General features: G+C 47.2%; 15 protein-coding genes. 5 read left to right on the top strand and 10 right to left on the bottom strand.

The window, feature by feature from the left end; genetic code table 11:
• Positions 1-8: 8 nt before the first annotated feature.
• Positions 9-500 (bottom strand): RDD family protein, encoded by a 492-nt coding sequence (locus U2H13_RS14010; protein ID WP_021494443.1) that lies wholly within the window; start codon positions 498-500, stop codon positions 9-11.
• A gap of 13 nt (positions 501-513) precedes the next feature.
• Positions 514-1521 (bottom strand): signal peptide peptidase SppA, encoded by a 1008-nt coding sequence (sppA, locus tag U2H13_RS14015; RefSeq protein WP_003152419.1) that lies wholly within the window; start codon positions 1519-1521, stop codon positions 514-516.
• A gap of 181 nt (positions 1522-1702) precedes the next feature.
• Between sppA and U2H13_RS14020 the strand changes: the two genes are divergently transcribed.
• A complete protein-coding gene (locus U2H13_RS14020) occupies positions 1703-2509 on the top strand; it encodes an NAD kinase (RefSeq protein WP_017418362.1) in 807 nt (268 codons plus the stop codon).
• A 16-nt stretch (positions 2510-2525) separates the two neighbouring features.
• Here the strand turns inward: U2H13_RS14020 and U2H13_RS14025 are convergent, their stop codons facing one another.
• From U2H13_RS14025 to U2H13_RS14045, 5 genes are all read right to left on the bottom strand, one after another.
• A complete protein-coding gene (locus tag U2H13_RS14025; RefSeq protein WP_121984330.1) occupies positions 2526-4121 on the bottom strand; it encodes an amidohydrolase in 1596 nt (531 codons plus the stop codon).
• Positions 4122-4144: 23 nt separating this feature from the next.
• A complete protein-coding gene (mbcS, locus tag U2H13_RS14030; RefSeq protein WP_014418632.1) occupies positions 4145-5731 on the bottom strand; it encodes an acyl-CoA synthetase MbcS in 1587 nt (528 codons plus the stop codon).
• Positions 5732-5879: 148 nt separating this feature from the next.
• Positions 5880-6101, bottom strand: a complete 222-nt coding sequence (locus U2H13_RS14035; RefSeq protein WP_007408043.1) for an alpha/beta-type small acid-soluble spore protein — start codon at positions 6099-6101, stop codon at positions 5880-5882.
• Positions 6102-6181: 80 nt separating this feature from the next.
• The gene (gene thiI, locus U2H13_RS14040) at positions 6182-7387 is read right to left on the bottom strand and encodes a tRNA uracil 4-sulfurtransferase ThiI (RefSeq protein WP_007408042.1); all 1206 of its coding nucleotides are present in this window, start codon (positions 7385-7387) and stop codon (positions 6182-6184) included.
• Between the two features lie 3 nt (positions 7388-7390).
• Positions 7391-8536 carry a cysteine desulfurase family protein gene (locus U2H13_RS14045; protein WP_022552830.1) on the bottom strand — a complete coding sequence of 382 codons (1146 nt, stop codon included), beginning with the start codon at positions 8534-8536 and terminating at the stop codon, positions 7391-7393.
• 193 nt (positions 8537-8729) lie between these two features.
• On the opposite strand from U2H13_RS14045, the gene brnQ reads away from it, so the two are divergent.
• Positions 8730-10070, top strand: a complete 1341-nt coding sequence (brnQ, locus tag U2H13_RS14050; RefSeq protein WP_007613107.1) for a branched-chain amino acid transport system II carrier protein — start codon at positions 8730-8732, stop codon at positions 10068-10070.
• Between the two features lie 110 nt (positions 10071-10180).
• On the opposite strand, the gene ezrA is transcribed toward brnQ, so the two are convergent.
• Complete coding sequence (gene ezrA / locus U2H13_RS14055) at positions 10181-11872, bottom strand: septation ring formation regulator EzrA (protein ID WP_095061275.1); 1692 nt, start codon at positions 11870-11872, stop codon at positions 10181-10183.
• Between the two features lie 195 nt (positions 11873-12067).
• Here ezrA and hisJ point away from each other — a divergent pair, with 195 nt between their 5' ends.
• Positions 12068-12880 carry a histidinol-phosphatase HisJ gene (hisJ, locus tag U2H13_RS14060; protein WP_070082212.1) on the top strand — a complete coding sequence of 271 codons (813 nt, stop codon included), beginning with the start codon at positions 12068-12070 and terminating at the stop codon, positions 12878-12880.
• Here hisJ and refZ read toward each other — a convergent pair.
• Complete coding sequence (refZ, locus tag U2H13_RS14065) at positions 12870-13493, bottom strand: forespore capture DNA-binding protein RefZ (RefSeq protein WP_007408038.1); 624 nt, start codon at positions 13491-13493, stop codon at positions 12870-12872. The two genes, hisJ and refZ, sit on opposite strands and share 11 nt — an antisense overlap.
• 125 nt (positions 13494-13618) lie before the next feature.
• Between refZ and U2H13_RS14070 the strand changes: the two genes are divergently transcribed.
• Entirely contained in the window at positions 13619-14101 is a 483-nt protein-coding gene (locus U2H13_RS14070) for a GAF domain-containing protein (RefSeq protein WP_007408037.1), read from the top strand.
• Between the two features lie 34 nt (positions 14102-14135).
• Here U2H13_RS14070 and U2H13_RS14075 read toward each other — a convergent pair whose 3' ends face one another.
• Positions 14136-15884 (bottom strand): sensor domain-containing diguanylate cyclase, encoded by a 1749-nt coding sequence (locus U2H13_RS14075; protein WP_014418636.1) that lies wholly within the window; start codon positions 15882-15884, stop codon positions 14136-14138.
• 290 nt (positions 15885-16174) lie between these two features.
• On the opposite strand from U2H13_RS14075, the gene rpsD reads away from it, so the two are divergent.
• Positions 16175-16777, top strand: a complete 603-nt coding sequence (gene rpsD / locus U2H13_RS14080) for a 30S ribosomal protein S4 (RefSeq protein ID WP_003152406.1) — start codon at positions 16175-16177, stop codon at positions 16775-16777.
• Positions 16778-17015 lie beyond the last annotated feature (238 nt).

The following is a 17015-nucleotide window of genomic DNA, read 5'->3' on the forward strand; positions in this document are numbered from 1 at the left end:
TACTGCTTTTATTTGCGGTACAGCGCTTCGTGAATCACCGTTGTGTCGGCGATCAGATCATGAATGCCCTGCTTTTTGGGCGTAAACGCAATGACGATATAGAGAATCCAGATTTTATCGATATAACGCCCCACCGCTTCTCTGAAAATGACGGTGCTCCAAGTCAGCGGCTTTCCGGGCGTCAAAGAAGTGACCTTTAACCCGAAGACCATCTTGCCGAGTGTCTGATGAAACCATTTCGTCATGAACACAAAATAGGCGAGGTAGACGATCAGGGTTGTGACGGAATAAGCTGAGATTGTAAACATTCCGCTTGTTGCCGGGAGCTTCATCAGCGTGAAAATCGGTGAAACGATGAGATGGTTTAGTCCCCAGACCACCAGCCAATCGAGAAGAAACGCCCAAAACCTGATCCAAAAGCCCGCATATGCCTGCTCGGGCGCCCTCTGTTGTTCAGCTTCCCCTTCTTTGCCGTGAAAGCCTTCGTAAGTCGCGTCCATTCTTTCTTCCCCCCTACTTTGCATAGAGATACATCATCCGCGGCGAACCGGATTGCGAAATGAGTTCTTTCATATTCAGAAAATCAATTTCGCTTTTAAACATTTTCGCTGCGCTCATGGAAAAGAGCGAGCCTAATCCGAATCCTTCCTCGTATGTGATGACTGAAGCGTTTTTCATATTTTTATGATCCTTTTTCATCGCGCTGATCGTATCATCGTAAAAACCGAGCTCATCAACGAGGCCGATTTTTTTCGCTTGTCTGCCGTCGTAAACACGGCCGTCGGCAATTTTTTTCACATCCGCTTTTGACATGTGCCGGCCTTTTGAAATGACATTGACAAATCCTTCATAAGAATCGTTTACCATTGTCTGCATGATCTTTCTTTCTTCCTTCGTCATGTCGCGGGTCGGGGACATGATGTCTTTATGCGCGCCGCTTTTAATGGTTTCAAACTTGATGCCGAGTTCATCGGCGAGCTTGGAATAATTGACACTTTCCATGATGACGCCCAGTGAACCCGTGAGCGTTTCCGGTGAAGCATAGATTTTATCGGCGGCCGTTGAAATATAGTAGCCTCCCGATGCCGCCATGGAGCCCATGGATACATAAATCGGTTTCTTCGTTTCTTTCTTTAGTTCTTCCAGTTTTTTATGTATTTCCGCGCTTTCGTACACGCCTCCGCCAGGGGAATTGATTTTCAGCACAATTCCTTTGACGCTTTTGTCTTCTTTCGCACGCTCAACCTGTTTTAAAAATGATCTGTGATCATACCCGCCTGAGCTGAGCAGGCCAGCGGACCCGCCGTTATCCTCAATCGTGCCGTCCACTTCAAGCACGGCGATTTTACTGCCGGGGCTGCCCTTATCCAGCGTCACTTCCTCTGTGTCATCTGTCAGTGATGCAAAGTCAGACCCTGTATCTCCGATATTCTTCAGCACCCCGACGGTCACACTTGCAATGACTGATACGCCGAAAATGCCGAGCGCGATGACGAGCGCAATCCATCTTTTTGCATTCATTTGTTCTCCTCCTTTTCTGTCAATATTCGTACGTTCCCCCGTAAAAAAAGATTCATTTTTTTCATGAAGCGCTTTCCCTTAACGGATAAACAGGAAACATGTTACACTATTGCCACAGGTATTTTAACACAATACCTGCTGGGAGAAAAACGTAAATATGACAGCAAAGGGGAATGGGGATATGACCGATCTTCGCCGCAATGTTTATTTTTTTCACAAACAAAACAACGAAACAAAAGAACAAGTCAGCTCTTTGAAGCAGCTTGCTGAATCGCACGGTTTTACAGTTGCGGCTCAACCGGAGGATGCCGGAATTATTGCCAGCATCGGCAGCGACGGCTCATTTCTGCAAGCCGTCAGAAAAACCGGATTCCGTGATGACTGTCTGTATGTCGGCATCGCTAAAAAAGGGAAAGCCCATTTGTACTGTGATTTTCACAGCGATGAGCCTGAAAAAATGGCGGCCAGCATGACCGCGGAACAGCTTGAGGTCAGAAAATACCCGCTCATTCACGTAACGGTGGACGGCAGCAATCATTTTCACTGTTTAAACGAGGTTTCCATCCGTTCAAGCATTATTAAAACGTTTGTGATGGATGTGTTAATTGATGATCTTCATTTTGAGACGTTCAGAGGAGACGGGATGATCATTTCCACCCCGACGGGCAGCACCGCCTACAATAAATCTGTTTCAGGCGCCGTTGTTGATCCTTTGATTTCCTGCATGCAGGTATCCGAACTGGCGTCGTTGAACAACAACACATACCGTACACTCGGATCTCCGTTTATTTTAAGCTCAGACCGGAAGCTGACACTGCAGGTGGTGCAAGACGGCAATGAGCATCCGATTATCGGGCTTGATAATGAAGCGCTCAGCACGCGGAATGTCAAAAAGGTTGAGATTAGACTATCCGATAAAAAAATCAAAACGGTGAAACTGAAAGACAACTCTTTCTGGGAAAAAGTAAAACGATCATTTTTATCATAAAAAAAGAGGACGGGCATCAGCGCCTGTCCTCTTTTTCATATACGATACGGCCGCCGACGACGGTTTTGACCGCTTCCAATTCATGAAGCTTTTTCGGGTCCGTCATGAACGGATCACCGCTGAGTACGGTAAAGTCGGCATCATAGCCGGGGGCGATCCGTCCGCGGCTATGTTCTTTATGGATGATGGCCGCGCTTCCCTCCGTGTAAAGCTGAATGGCTTCGTACACGGTCAGGCACTCTTTTTCATAATAGGCCGGACCTTCCGGGTGCTGCTTGCTTGTACGGAGCACAGCCGATTGAATGCCCAGAAGCGGATCGGCCGGCTCAATCGGGGCATCTGAACCTCCGGCGCACAGCAGCCCTTTTGACAGCAGTGTTTTCCAGGCGAAAGCCGTTTTCATCCGCTCTTCTCCGAGCCGGTCAATCACCCACGGAAAATCACTGGCCACAAAATGCGGCTGAAGATCAAGTCCGATCGGCAGCCGGGCGGCTCTTTCAATCAATCCGTCATCTAATACTTGCGCATGAATGAGCCTGTCTAGCTGTCCGGGCTTTGCCGGGTATCTTTCGATAACATCCAGCACCTTTTCAAATGCAAGGTCGCCAATCGCGTGCACGGCAATCTCCATCCCTTTCTCTCTCGCTTTATAAACAAGAGCGGCAAGGGTTTCGTCATCATGCACCTGAACGCCGGAGACTGACGGATCATCGTGATAAGGCTTTTTCAATAGAGCGGTTCTGCCGCCGAGCGCGCCGTCAGCAAAAATTTTCATCGCTCCGTATTCCAGATAAGGTCCGATCGATTTATCCAGAGCGCTCCAGCTGTCGACGGCTTCGTGATGTACGAGCAGATGGGCGCGAAAAGGATAAAGGCCGCTGCCGGTTAACGACTCGTACGCGGCAACGGGAATGGACGCGTCTCCGTAGTATGCCAGATCTTCTGAATGCCCGCCGGTCAGGCCTTTTGACCAGCAGTCCGTAATCGCCGTTTGAAGCGCGCGTTTGACATAGTGAAGTGAGACGGGCGGCAGGGCCTGTGTCACAAGCTCTTGGGCTTTATCAAGCAGAAGGCCTGTCGGACCGGTTCCGTCCCGGACGATAATCCCGCCGTTTGGATCAGGTGTTTCGTTTGTAATTCCCGCCGCGCGCAATGCGGCCGAATTAACCGCCGCGGCGTGACGGCATACCCGCTTCAGCAGGACGGGGCGGTCGGGAAAGAGCGGGTCAAGGTCATGCTTCGTGACGTAAACCGGCCGTTCAAACAGATTTTCATCCCAGCCTTCGCCGATCAGCCATTCGCCATCTTCCAATTCACGCTCTGCTTCTTTTGCAGCCCGCAGTATCGCTTCTTTTGACGTCAGCTGCGACAAATCGAGGCGAAGCTGTTTTTCCCCGTGTCCGATTAAATGCATATGACTGTCCGTAAAACCCGGGAACATGACAGCCCCATATAAATCGATTTCCTCCGTATCAGGCGAACCGTATGTTCCTTGGAGCTCCCGGAAGCTGCCCGTCTGCCTGACGACACCTTCTTCGGTATAAACAGCTTCAGTGACATGATTCTTGTCCAGCATTGTATAGATGGTGCCGCCGTGCCAAATCGCTTTCATCCCCGCTCACCCTTTATCCTGTATTATGCTTTTTTATCAGCCTTCAGCCGTTCTTCACGCTGTCTCAGCTCCACACGTCTGATTTTTGCGGACGCCGTTTTCGGCAGGCTTTCGACAAACTCAATTTCTCTCGGATATTTGTAAGGCGCCGTAATCGTTTTTACGTGGTTTTGCAGTTCTTTGACAAGTTCGTCACTGCGCTTTTCATCGTCTTGTAAAACGACATAAGCTTTTACGATTGAACCTCTGATTTCATCCGGGCTCGCCACGACGGCACATTCTTTCACTTCCGGATGCTTCACGAGCGCATCCTCTACTTCAAAAGGCCCGATTGTATATCCGGAGCTGACGATGATGTCATCATTGCGGCTTTCAAACCAAAAGTAGCCGTCCTCGTCTTTTTTCGCGCGGTCTCCTGTAAGAAAGTAATCTCCGCGAATCTGCTTTTTCGTTCTTTCGGGATCTTTATAATATTCCTTGAATAAGGCCGGTGTGCTCAAATGCACGGCGATATCGCCCGTTTCGCCAGTTTCGCATATTTCGCCTTTATCGTTTATAATCTCCACTTGATTTCCAGGGGTCGGTTTGCCCATGCTTCCCGGCTTAATATCCATGTCCTTCAGGACGCCGACTAACAGGGTGCTCTCCGTTTGGCCGTATCCGTCTCTCACTTTAATGCCGAAATGCTTCCGGAATACGTCAATGACTTCCCGGTTTAATGGCTCACCAGCAGAAACTGCGCTGTGAAGGGCAGAAAGATCATATTTGTCCAACTCCTCCACTTTTGCCATCAGGCGGTATTCCGTCGGGGTACAGCAGAAGACATTTACTTGATGGCGCTCCAGCAGCTCTAAATACGTCTTGGCGTTGAATCTGCCGTGATAAATGACTCCTGTCGCGCCGCTTCCCAGAATTGCGAGCAGCGGGCTCCACACCCATTTCTGCCAGCCGGGCGCCGCGGTGGCCCACACTGTATCGTCTTCAGAAATATCCAGCCATGCACCGGCTGATGTTTTTAAATGGGCAAAGGCCCAGCCGTGTGTATGTACAACGCCTTTAGGCTGGCCGGTCGTGCCTGAAGTATAGGACAAAAACGCCATATCTTCTCTTGTTGTATCAGCTGTTTGAAAACTGTCTCCGTCCGCTTCAATCGTTAGGAGGTTTTTCCAGCCGGCATCATTTTCACCGATTGACAATGTCACCAGCTGCCCGGTATTCACCTCGTCAAACGCGTTTATAAATGAAGGATAAACGATAGCGCCTTTCACTTCGGCGTGTTTGATCCGGTATTCAAGGTCTTTGGCGCGCAGCATTTCCGAGCAAGGAATGACGACCATCCCCGCTTTTAAGATCGCTAAATAAACGGCATACGCTTCAAGCACTCTCGGAACCATGACAATCAGCTTATCGCCTTTTTCAAATCCGAGACCTTTCAGGCGGGCTCCGATTTTATTCGTTTCTTCCATCAATTTTTCATACGTCCAGACTTTCTTGCCGCCTGTTTGATCTTCCCAAATAAGCGCGTTCTTCTCTTTGGAACGGCTGAACTTTTCGATTTCATTTACAAGGTTATAGTTCTTTGGGGCGATTAAATCTTCTCGTTTTAACACGAACAACTCCTCACTTTCTTTCCCCATTATACATAAACATAGGCCATTACAATAAAAATATGCATAAATTGCTTCCCGCCTTCTATCTATACTCATGAAAAAAGAGCGGGGAATTCCCCGCTCTCTTAGCCATTATGTGAAGTTGTGATTAAAACTGCTGCTGGCTGCTTCCGCCCATGCTTTGCTGAGCAAAAGAGACAAGACGTTTTGTGATTTCTCCACCGACAGAACCGTTGGCGCGAGAAGTTGTTTCCGGTCCAAGGTTTACACCGAATTCAGAAGCGATTTCATACTTCATTTGGTCGATAGCTTGAGCAGCGCCTGGCACTAAAAGCTGGTTGCTGTTTCCGCTGTTTGATTGTTGTGACATGTGTATCACCTCCTTGTGAGTATAGAATGTGATAAAACACATGTCTTCATTCAATAAAACTTTGGTAATTGTATACAGTTTTAAAACAGGCCGGCAAACTTATCGTGAGCTTCCTGCTCTGAGTAAACAGTGATGGTTTCGATGCCGGCAGCGGCCTCAGCAATCAGCGGTTCAAAATCAACGAAGCTTTCGAAGTGCTCGATTTTTTCTTTTTTCGGGCGTGTTTTCGGACTTGGCGGCGTAAAGATGGTGCAGCAGTCCTCAAACGGCTGAATGCTCGTTTCATAAGTGCCGATTTCTTTTGATTTTTCGATGATTTCTGTTTTGTCCATTCCGATTAAAGGGCGTAAAATCGGCGTTGCCGTCACGGCATTGATCGCATACATGCTTTCAAGCGTCTGGCTCGCTACCTGCCCGAGGCTTTCTCCCGTAATGATCGCGAGCGCTTTCCGTTCTTCTCTGATTCTGTCCGCGATTTGCAGCATAAGACGCCGTGTCGCCGTCATCGTATAGTTCTCCGGGATTTGTTTTTGGATGAGTTCCTGCGTCTTTGTAAACGGCACGATATGAAGCGTCATACTGCCGCCGAACTTCGCGAGGCATCCCGCGAGATCCATGACTTTCTGCTTTGCCCGTTCACTCGTATACGGCGGACTGAAGAAATGTACGGCTTCAACTGATAATCCCCGTTTCATCGCGTAAAAACCGGCGACCGGACTGTCAAAACCGCCGGAAAGCATCAGCATCGCTTTACCCGCGGAACCGACAGGAAGGCCTCCGGCGCCTTTTTCGTTACGAATGGTCAGGAATGTCGCTTCCTCCCTGATTTCAATCCGAAGCGGAATATCGGGATGTTTCACATCGACGGTTAATCCATCCGTGTTTTTCAAAATATGGCCGCCGATTTCAGCGTTCATCGCATTCGTATCTAATTCAAACTGTTTGTAAGCCCGTTTCGTCTCGACCTTAAACGTATTCCCCGGTTTATATTCGCCTTCTATCGCGGCTAAAGCCGTTTTTTTAATGTCTTCCAGCTTGCTCTCGCATTTAATTGCGAGACTAAAGCTTTGAATGCCGAATATATTCTTTAATAAGGAACAAATTTCCTCCGGGTTTTCTCCATTAAGTGTAATTGACATCCGGTCCCGGTTTGAAAAGTATTTTACTTTTTTATAATCCTTTAATACCAGGCGGATATTCTGTTTTAATCTTTCAATAAAACTGCGTCTGTTTTTTCCTTTTGTGGATATTTCACCAAAACGGATTAAAATATGATCGTAATTCATATGCTACCTCATCATTTTTTTTAGTTTTTGAACAGCCGGCACCAGCGCGGCCATAAACGGCTCCGTGATGTCAGCCGTATGGCTGAAGTTCAGGCTGACTCTTATGCTGCTTGATGCAATCTGTTCGCCTTTATTCATTTGCAGAAGAACACGGCTCGGTTTGTGCTCTCTTGCCGAACATGCCGCGGTTGTGGAGACATATATTCCTTTTTCCTCAAGCATATGCAGCAGCACTTCCGCCTTCACGCCCGGAACGGAAAAATTAATGATATGCGGCGCGCTGTTTTCGGCGGGGGTGTTGATGACGACCCCGTCCGTCCCGCTCAGCCTTTCCATGAGCGCATTCTTGGCAGCCTCCACGGAAGAAAGCCGCTCGTTCATGTCACGCGCGGAAAGATTGATCGCTTTCGCAAGGGAAACGGCGCCTGCCGTGTGTTCCGTTCCGGCGCGGACGCCTTTTTGCTGCGAGCCGCCCGTTATAAGCGGAATGAGCCGCGTTCCTTTTTTGACGATAAGCGCTCCGGTCCCTTTTAGGCCGTGAAACTTATGCCCTGAAACGGTGCAAAGGTCAATGCCCGCTTCTTCTATAGACAGAGGAACTTTATGAATGCCCTGCACATGATCAACATGAAACAGAATATTCCGGTGCTGCTTCAAAAACCCGCCGATTTCCTTTACGGGCTGAATGGAGCCGACTTCGTTATTGACATGCATGACGCTGACGATTATTGTATCCGGCCTGATAGCCGATTTGACGTCTTTCAAAGAAACGAAGCCGTTTTGATCGGCCGGAAGATATGTGACTTCAAAGCCGAACAGCTCTGTCAGCTGATCAAGCGTCTCCGTCACAGAAGGATGCTCAATCGCCGAAGCAATGATATGTCTTCCTTTACTCATGTTTGCCCAGGCTGCTCCCTTTAACGCAGCGTTATTCGCTTCAGTCGCGCCTGATGTAAATACAATATCATAATTTTTTAAACGCAAGGTTTTTTTTATTTGCTGAGCGGCCGCTTCAAGGAGCTGTTCCGTCTCAGTTCCTAACTGGTGCAGAGACGAAGGATTGCCGAAATACCGGCTGCTCGTCTGTTTGTACACATCCAATACCTCTTCATACGGCTCGGTCGTTGAGCTGTTGTCTAAATATATCATTTTTTTTACTCCTTTAATGAAAACGGTACATCGTATGATATTTATGCTACCATAACAAAAGTAAATATAAATTCGCAATAAATCGAGTATTGACTTCTCTGTACATTGCCATATAATAAGTAATGTTCGTTTTGTTATATTATCTGACAATTAATTGACAGAATATTTCAACATAGTATTTAGGAGGATTTTTATGAAACACTCACTACCTGTCAAAGATACCGTTATTATCGGTTTCATGCTTTTCGCACTTTTTTTCGGGGCAGGAAATATGATATATCCGCCGGAGCTCGGGCAAGCGGCGGGGCATAATGTCTGGAAAGCGATGGGCGGTTTCTTACTGACCGGCGTAGGTCTGCCGCTTTTGGGTATTATCGCCATCGCATTAACGGGCAAAGACGCGAAAGGGCTTGCCGATAAAGCTCATCCGGTATTCGGGACTATTTTCACCGTTGTTCTTTATTTATCAATCGGGCCGCTTTTCGCGATTCCGAGAACCGGAACCGTTTCATATGAAATCGGTGCAGTTCCGTTTTTAAGCGGCATTCCGGAAAGATTATCTTTATTTGTTTTCACGTTGATCTTTTTTTCTATTACGTATTATTTAGCTCTTAATCCTTCCAAAATCGTTGACAGAGTCGGAAAGATTTTGACTCCTATTAAATTCGGTATTATTTTAATCATCGTCGTAAAAGCCATTGTCACTCCGATGGGCGGGCTGGGCGCCGTACATCAGGCATATTCCGGAACGCCGGTGTTCAAAGGATTTTTGGAAGGCTATAAAACAATGGACGCGCTCGCCTCAATCGTCTTCGGCGTCGTTGTCGTCAACGCTGTTAAAAGCAGGGGCGTCACCCAGCGTAAAGCGCTCGCCGCCGCTTGTATTAAAGCGGGTCTGATTGCAGCGGCAGGTTTGACATTCATTTATTTATCTTTGGCCTATTTGGGAGCGACAAGCACGGACGCTGTAGGGCCGATCGGCGAAGGCGCAAAGATTTTATCAGCTTCATCAGATTACCTGTTCGGTTCACTGGGAAACATCGTTCTCGGCTCTGCCATCACCGTTGCGTGTTTAACGACAAGCATCGGGCTTGTCACATCTTGCGGCGAATATTTTTCAAAATTGATTCCCGCTTTATCATACAAAATGGTGGTTACGATTGTCACGCTGTTCAGTCTGGCGATTTCAAATTTCGGACTTGCTGAGATTATTGCATTTTCAGTTCCTATTTTATCAGCCATTTACCCGCTGGCGATTGTCATTATCGTCCTTTCCTTTATTGATAAAATCTTTAAGGAAAGACGGGAAGTCTATATCGCCTGCCTGATCGGAACGGGGCTGTTCAGTATCCTGGACGGCTTGAAGGCAGCCGGCATTCCGCTCGGATCATTAGATTCATTCTTAAACGCAAATCTTCCGCTTTACAGCATGGGAATCGGCTGGGTGCTTCCGGGCATTGCCGGAGCGATCATCGGCTGCATTATCACGTTTTTTACCAGCCCGCCCATCGAATTAAATAAAGCAAAATCGTAACATTCAGCGCTTGCGGCTTGTATATCAGCCGCAGGCGCTTTTTATATTCCGTGAGAAACTAAAAAACTGCACCTCTGATTTCCATCAGGGTGCAGTTTTTGCTTGTGCGTCTATGAAGCAGATTGATCAGCTTTAATTTTTTTCACGGCGCCGGGAGCTGCTTTTTCAACAGCATCTGCCGCCATCTCATAAGCTTCATTATAGCTGTAAGCGTAAAACAGCCGTTCCGCTTCTTTCAGCTGTTCGGATAAAATATGATTCTGGCTTCGGAAGCGGTTGCCGTACTGGATGATCCGCTCAATCAGCTTCACCTGAATCACAAGATCTTCCGCCTCTTCGCTGACTTCCTCAACCACCTTTTCGGCTTCGGTCAGATGTTTGGCGGCTTCCTCCATGTTCAGCGGCAGCTCTTCCAATTGGCTGACGGTTTCTTCTATATGATGATTTGCCGTCTCGAGCTTGTCCTTGACTTGTTCAGGAATTCCCGGCACGTTGCTTTTTTGCAGCATTCGTGCCGTGTCAGAAATAGTTTTCCGAAGATGCATCAGCGTTTCCCGCGCCTGCAGTTCTTCTTTTCTGAGCGCCTGCAGATTTTCACGGTATTCGGCATGTTCTTTCTGAGCCTCTTCCATCTGCTTTTCGATGGCCTCGACTTCTTCAATCAATAGAGAGTAAGCGACATGCTCACCATCAAGCTTTTCTCTCGCCTGCTCAAGGAGCCGGCCGATCGTTTCCAGCTGTTTTTCGAAGGCATGCTGTCTGCCGATTTCTCCCGCCGTCAGCTGATAGCTTTCCTTGACGAGCTCCGTTTCGGTTTTTGTGCGGTCTTTTTCTTCCTCAAGCTTTTCATACGCGATGATCAGCTCAGGCATTTTGCTTAATACGGACTGTCCGGCTTCCACTTCGCCTTCCAGCTGGTCATACATCGATTGAATGGTTTCATCAATCAGCTGAAGAATGGCGGACGCTTCGTCAACATCCAATTCTTCCAAAAGCGCGTTTTCGGCCCGTTTCAATTGATTTGTGAGTGTATCCAGCTCTTTTTCGATTTGAATATGCTCCAATTTGTAGCCTTTTTCCGTCATTTCCCGGTAGCCGTCTTTCAGCTTGGCAATTTGGTTCGGCACGGTCTGTTTACAGTCCGCAAGCAGTTTCGGAACGTCATCTATGTATGTCTGAAGCTGATCCAGTCTGCGGTCCTGTTCAAGCAGCACTTTTCTCGCTTTGATGTAATTGCCGCTTTCCGTCTCTTCTTCGAACTCTTTTATGCCGCTCCAGATTTCGTCGAGATCCGTCTCCAGGCTGTTATAAAGCTCTCCGTAGAGATGGCTGTACGCCAGAAGGTTTTTTCGCGCTTTTGAATACCGCTCACGCACCTGTTCAATCTCTCCGCGGCTTTTTTCCTCGCTCGTCACAAGGTCGCTGATCTCACGCAGTATGCCTTCTATATTTGATTCAGCTGCAGTGAGGAGGTCGTCGATGTGGACAAGCACCTGATTCGCTTTTTTAAACCGGTATTTGTCGGCGTTCTCTTCGGCATCATAAAGGAGCTCTTCTACTTTCGGCAGATGGGCTGTGACAATTTCATCCCACTCCTCGCGCCATCTTTCAAAGAACTCTTCCGTCTCTCCGGTCATTTTCAGATGTTTGATCTTGGACATTTCTTCCACTATCGAACGGTTTAAAATTTCAATCTTCCATGACTCCAGCCGGTCAATTTCCGTATAAATTTTTTTTCTGAAAAAGTAGCCCGCCGCAAAGAGCGCGAGCAGTATAACCAATAATCCGATGACTAACTCCATAATGAGCCCCCTTGTTGTTCTCTTAATCTGTCAGGGTGTTTTATGTATTCAGAAAGATTTCAATATATGTATTGAGAAAATCTGTCGTTTTCATTGTTATTATGATACCATGTAACCAACATTTTTTGACCAGAAATCAAAAACTTTTTGCATAATTTCGGCAGGATTCTGCAATTTTTTAATGGAGTGACACAAATGGAAAAACGAGACGCTCATATCCACACGCCTTTTTGCCCTCACGGCTCGAAGGATGCGCTGAAACAATATGTCGAAAAGGCCCTGGAAAGAGGCTTTGACTCGATCACATTTACAGAGCACGCCCCCCTTCCTCCGTCATTTCAAGATCCCGTACCGCTTCAGGACAGCGCGATGGATCTCAGACAGATGGAGGTTTATTTGGAGCGGCTGTCACAGCTGAAAAAGGAATACGATGGACAAATCAGCATTCTGACTGGGCTAGAAACCGATTTTATCACAGGGTATGAAGAGGAAACCGCGGCGTTTCTGAACACGTACGGCCCCTCACTGGATGACGGCATTTTATCCGTTCATTTTTTGAAGACCGGTCCGTCTTATATCTGCCTCGATTTTGACGAGCACGCCTTTCAGCAGCTCGCCGCGCACTTCGGAAGCGTTGAAGCCGTATATGAACAATACTATGAAACTGTGTATTCTTCCATTGTAACACCGCTCGGCCCCTTTAAGCCAAAACGGGTCGGCCATATCACGCTCGTCAAAAAATTCGCGCGCCTTTTCCCTTACAGCATGTCACCTCAAATAAGAGAGCTTGCGGCCCGCTGTCTTGACGCCGTGAAAGAACACGGAATGGAGCTGGATGTGAATACATCCGGGCTCAGAAAGAAGTTTGCCGGGGAAGTATACATGGAGGATTGGATGGCTGAGACGGCGAAGCAAAAAAAAATCCCGCTCATATTCGGGTCGGACGCCCATCAAGCGGAAGATGTCGGCAGTTCCTATGAAACGTACAAAAGCATCATTACTTCATAAGCGCCGCATCAGGCCGTCGGAACACGCTTTCGATCCAGATCTTCACCTCTTCAAAATACCTTTTATAAAAGTACGGTTCATGAGGCTGCATATAGAGCACCTCGGTAATGTATTGAGGCTGAAGATACGGCATCATCAAGAGGGATTTCAATTGCAGAATAAAATGCGGCACGGGCAGCGTCAGCCGTCTGTGGCGTGACTGCCCTTCTTCAATCACCAGCTGGAAAATATATTTTTCTTTCATTAAGTAAGTAGACATAATTTCCCTGATAAGCACGGAATCAATCGTTACTTCCCGATATACAAACCGCGTTAATTGACGGTTATCGTGCTGATAGGATAAAATATCGAAAATCACCCGCAGGATGCGTTCCTGCGCGTCTTCACCGTTCATACTGACGGCGGCTTTTTCCAGCGCTTCAGTATAGCCTTCGTAAAACTCGGAAACTAAATGTTCCATTAATCCGCCTTTCCCTTTAAAATAGTAGGAGATGTGCGCAACATTTACATCAGCTGACTTTGCGATTTCACGGACGGACGTGCCGGAATAACCTTTTTGGTTAAACAGCTGGACAGCGGCGTTAATAATTTTGTCTTTGGTGCTTACTTTCATACGGCTCACCCCTTTATGTGTAACAATTCAAGCAGAAAGGCGCCGTTCCTGTAAGAACTTCTCGACAAATGCCGGCAGAACGGCCGGAACTTTGTTTGATATTATAGAAAAAGTGAGGGTTTTCCATGTTTCATGTCGAAAAACAATCCGGAGATAAAGAAAAAAGTTATCAGCTTCTGCTTAAACAGCTCGAAGCCATGACAGAAGATGAAACGGATGCGATCGCAAATTACGCGAATGCGTCAGCGCTTTTATACCATTCATTACATGAAGTCAACTGGGCGGGGTTTTACTTCGCTAAAGAGGGCGAGCTCGTGCTCGGACCGTTTCAAGGACTTCCTGCCTGTGTGCGCATTCCGTTCGGCAGAGGCGTATGCGGCACTGCCTACTCTAATGGCGACGTGCAGCGGATTGCCGATGTGAATGCGTTCCCGGGACACATCGCCTGTGACGCGGCTTCCCAGTCAGAAATCGTTCTCCCGATCCGCGTAAACGGTGAAGTGATCGGTGTGCTGGACATTGACAGCCCCGTGAAAAACCGTTTTGATGAAACGGACGAAACCTATTTAGCAAAGTTCGTTGAAACGCTTGAAAAACGATTAGGATAAAAAAAGGAGCCCGGCCGGCAGGCCGGCTCCTTTTTTATGTCGTCGTGCTGTTTTGATGGATGATCAGCCGGTTTTTGCCGTTCCGTTTGGCGATATAAAGCGCCTCATCCGCTTGCTGAACGAGCAATTTCAACGGCATCGGGCCGGACTTTGACCAGCAGGAAACGCCGCAGGAAATCGTCACGCGCGGCTCGGTGTTTTCCCGGATGGCGCGAACCAGCCTTTTAGCGATGCGTTCTCCGGATGACACGTTGATATTCGGCAGATAGACAGCCAGCTCCTCGCCCCCCCACCTTGCAGCGACATCATGCTCACGAATATGGTTCTTCATAACGGAGGCCACCTGAATCAGGATCGAATCTCCCGTTTGATGACCGTATGTATCATTAATATTTTTGAAATTATCGATATCAACGAGGATGAATACACCCCGTTTATGAATTTTCATGCTGTATTGAATTTTCTCATCCAAATAGGTTCTTGAATACAGCTCCGTCAGCTGGTCTGTCTGAACAAGATGCTCAAGCCTGTCGCGCAGCATGGAGTTCGTGACCGCCAATGTCGCATGGTGAATGAGCGCTTGAAAAAGCTTATACATTTCAAACGTAAAAGCATACAAATCCTTTTTCAATAAAATCGCGAACCCGAAGACGGTGTCATTTTCGATCATCGGCACCGCCATCAGCGAGCCGTAGCCGTTTTCGCCGAATACAGTCTTTCCGCTGCCGATAAACACGCCCTTTTCTCCCTCGAACAGCTTTTCTTTCACAATGCTGATATAAGGGTTCGCACGTTCTGTCTTAAAAAAAGCGGTATGTCCCGGAAGCAGATTTTGCGTCTCAAAATGATCAATATGAAAAAAAGCCACTTCTTCCGCATGAAACGATTGGGTCATAATGGCGGCGAGCTCCCTCATCGTATCAGTGAGTCTGAGGCGCTGATTCAGCTGGCGCGATGTTTCATTAATGAGCTCCAGATTCGCAATGCTTTTTTTCGATTGCTCATAGAGCTGCGCATTTTCAAATGCTTTTCCCGCTGCGCCCGCAAGCAGCAGCATTTCACTGAGAGTACTGCACGAAAGAACGGCATCCTGCAGCCCCTCCGTCTTCAGAACCCCGTAAGTCCCCTGCTGGCCTTTGATCGGCAGATAAGCAGATGACCTGCCTTTTCTGAGCAGTCTCCCCGATAAATAAACCTTCAGGGCAGACGGATCGGCATCTTTTCCTTCCATATGTAATTCTTTTGCGGGAAGCTGTCTGTCCGTATCCTGATCCTGCGTGATAAACAGTGAAAAACGGAAAGACCGGAAAGCCGTACTCAAACTTGCCTGCAGTTTTTCCAAAACCTCATTTTGGTCCAAAAGCGAATGGAACATTTCTGTCATTCTGTGAATTTTCCGCTGATGCTTCGTTTTGTCAAACAGCCCGCTTTGTCTCACAGATTGATTAATAAACTGAGTAACGATCTCAGGCAATGATTCCGGGATCGGCAGCCCGCCTTCCGAGCACAGATAAAAGGATCTGCCGGACGTCTGATTCCTGATCATAAAACGGCCGTCGCTCTCTTTCAGCGGAGCATAATGCGGTTCATCTTCTGTTTTTATGGTGAAACGTGTTGATTCTGCCGGTGAAAGGGTCAATGAAAGAGATGTAAAGCAGGATTCTAGAGCTGAGGCCAGCCATAACAGCGAGTCGGATAATGAGACGGATTCAGATTTCGTTAAGAAAAAAGAAAGCATTTTCTGATGAAAGGCCGTCACTTCATCAATTGTTTGTTTTTTCATTTTTATCACCTAAACATGTACTACTCATTTTTGTACATTATATCATAAACCGGCACTCTTCATGGAGAAATGGTTGACGGCGGCGGGGAAAAATCATATAATGTTCTTTGTGTGAAATATTGCAGCCTTTTTGTTCAGCTTCTGTGTTTGCATTTTGTTCCTTAGCTGTAAGGTGTATCGTGTAACTCTCTGCTGCTGGAGCGAGGATACATGAAAACAAAATGTGCACGGTCGGATCGAACAGACGGTTTTTATTTTCCACAAAATAAAACCAAAGGAGGAGTCACATTATGGCTCGCTATACAGGTCCATCTTGGAAACTGTCTCGCCGTTTAGGAATCTCTCTTAGCGGTACAGGTAAAGAATTAGAAAAACGCCCTTACGCACCAGGTCCCCACGGTCCGGGACAGCGTAAAAAACTATCAGAATACGGTTTGCAATTGCAAGAAAAGCAAAAACTTCGTCACATGTACGGTGTAAACGAACGTCAATTCCGCACATTGTTTGACAAAGCTGCAAAAATGACTGGTAAACACGGCGAAAACTTCATGATTCTTTTAGATGCACGTCTTGATAACGTTGTGTACAAGCTCGGTCTTGCGCGCACTCGCCGTCAAGCACGCCAATTAGTTAACCACGGTCACATCCTTGTTGACGGAAGCCGCGTTGACATTCCGTCTTACCAAGTAAAACCTGGTCAAACAATCGGTGTTCGCGAAAAATCAAGAAACCTTTCTATCATCAAAGAATCTGTAGAAGTAAACAACTTCGTTCCTGAGTACCTTACTTTCGACGCTGAAAAGCTTGAAGGTACATTCACTCGTCTTCCAGAGCGCTCTGAGCTTGCTCCGGAAATTAACGAAGCGCTTATCGTTGAGTTCTACTCCCGTTAAGTAAAACGCTCTTTAAAGAGCATTGGATTAAACCCCGGACATGTTGTAATGACAATGTTTCCGGGGTTTTTCTTTTGGGCTGTCAGAATAATGGACAGATGCTCCCTCTCTTTATTAAAAAAAGCCCCTGTCCGGGGCTTTTTTTATGTGCCTACTGGCTTTTCAGCTACATGTACATTAGAAACCCCCATTTGACAAGCAGAAGAAATTTTCCACATAATAAATCACCATACCTTAC

The organism is Bacillus sp. A1, assembly GCF_042296235.1.
Taxonomy (GTDB): domain Bacteria; phylum Bacillota; class Bacilli; order Bacillales; family Bacillaceae; genus Bacillus; species Bacillus velezensis.

Coding starts and splice junctions, on each gene's coding strand:
- U2H13_RS14010 (WP_021494443.1), bottom strand. CDS start 500: ATGGACGCGACTTACGAAGGCTTTCACGGCAAAGAAGGGGAAGCTGAA.
- sppA (WP_003152419.1), bottom strand. CDS start 1,521: ATGAATGCAAAAAGATGGATTGCGCTCGTCATCGCGCTCGGCATTTTC.
- U2H13_RS14020 (WP_017418362.1), top strand. CDS start 1,703: ATGACCGATCTTCGCCGCAATGTTTATTTTTTTCACAAACAAAACAAC.
- U2H13_RS14025 (WP_121984330.1), bottom strand. CDS start 4,121: ATGAAAGCGATTTGGCACGGCGGCACCATCTATACAATGCTGGACAAG.
- U2H13_RS14035 (WP_007408043.1), bottom strand. CDS start 6,101: ATGTCACAACAATCAAACAGCGGAAACAGCAACCAGCTTTTAGTGCCA.
- thiI (WP_007408042.1), bottom strand. CDS start 7,387: ATGAATTACGATCATATTTTAATCCGTTTTGGTGAAATATCCACAAAA.
- U2H13_RS14045 (WP_022552830.1), bottom strand. CDS start 8,536: ATGATATATTTAGACAACAGCTCAACGACCGAGCCGTATGAAGAGGTA.
- brnQ (WP_007613107.1), top strand. CDS start 8,730: ATGAAACACTCACTACCTGTCAAAGATACCGTTATTATCGGTTTCATG.
- ezrA (WP_095061275.1), bottom strand. CDS start 11,872: ATGGAGTTAGTCATCGGATTATTGGTTATACTGCTCGCGCTCTTTGCG.
- hisJ (WP_070082212.1), top strand. CDS start 12,068: ATGGAAAAACGAGACGCTCATATCCACACGCCTTTTTGCCCTCACGGC.
- refZ (WP_007408038.1), bottom strand. CDS start 13,493: ATGAAAGTAAGCACCAAAGACAAAATTATTAACGCCGCTGTCCAGCTG.
- U2H13_RS14070 (WP_007408037.1), top strand. CDS start 13,619: ATGTTTCATGTCGAAAAACAATCCGGAGATAAAGAAAAAAGTTATCAG.
- U2H13_RS14075 (WP_014418636.1), bottom strand. CDS start 15,884: ATGAAAAAACAAACAATTGATGAAGTGACGGCCTTTCATCAGAAAATG.
- rpsD (WP_003152406.1), top strand. CDS start 16,175: ATGGCTCGCTATACAGGTCCATCTTGGAAACTGTCTCGCCGTTTAGGA.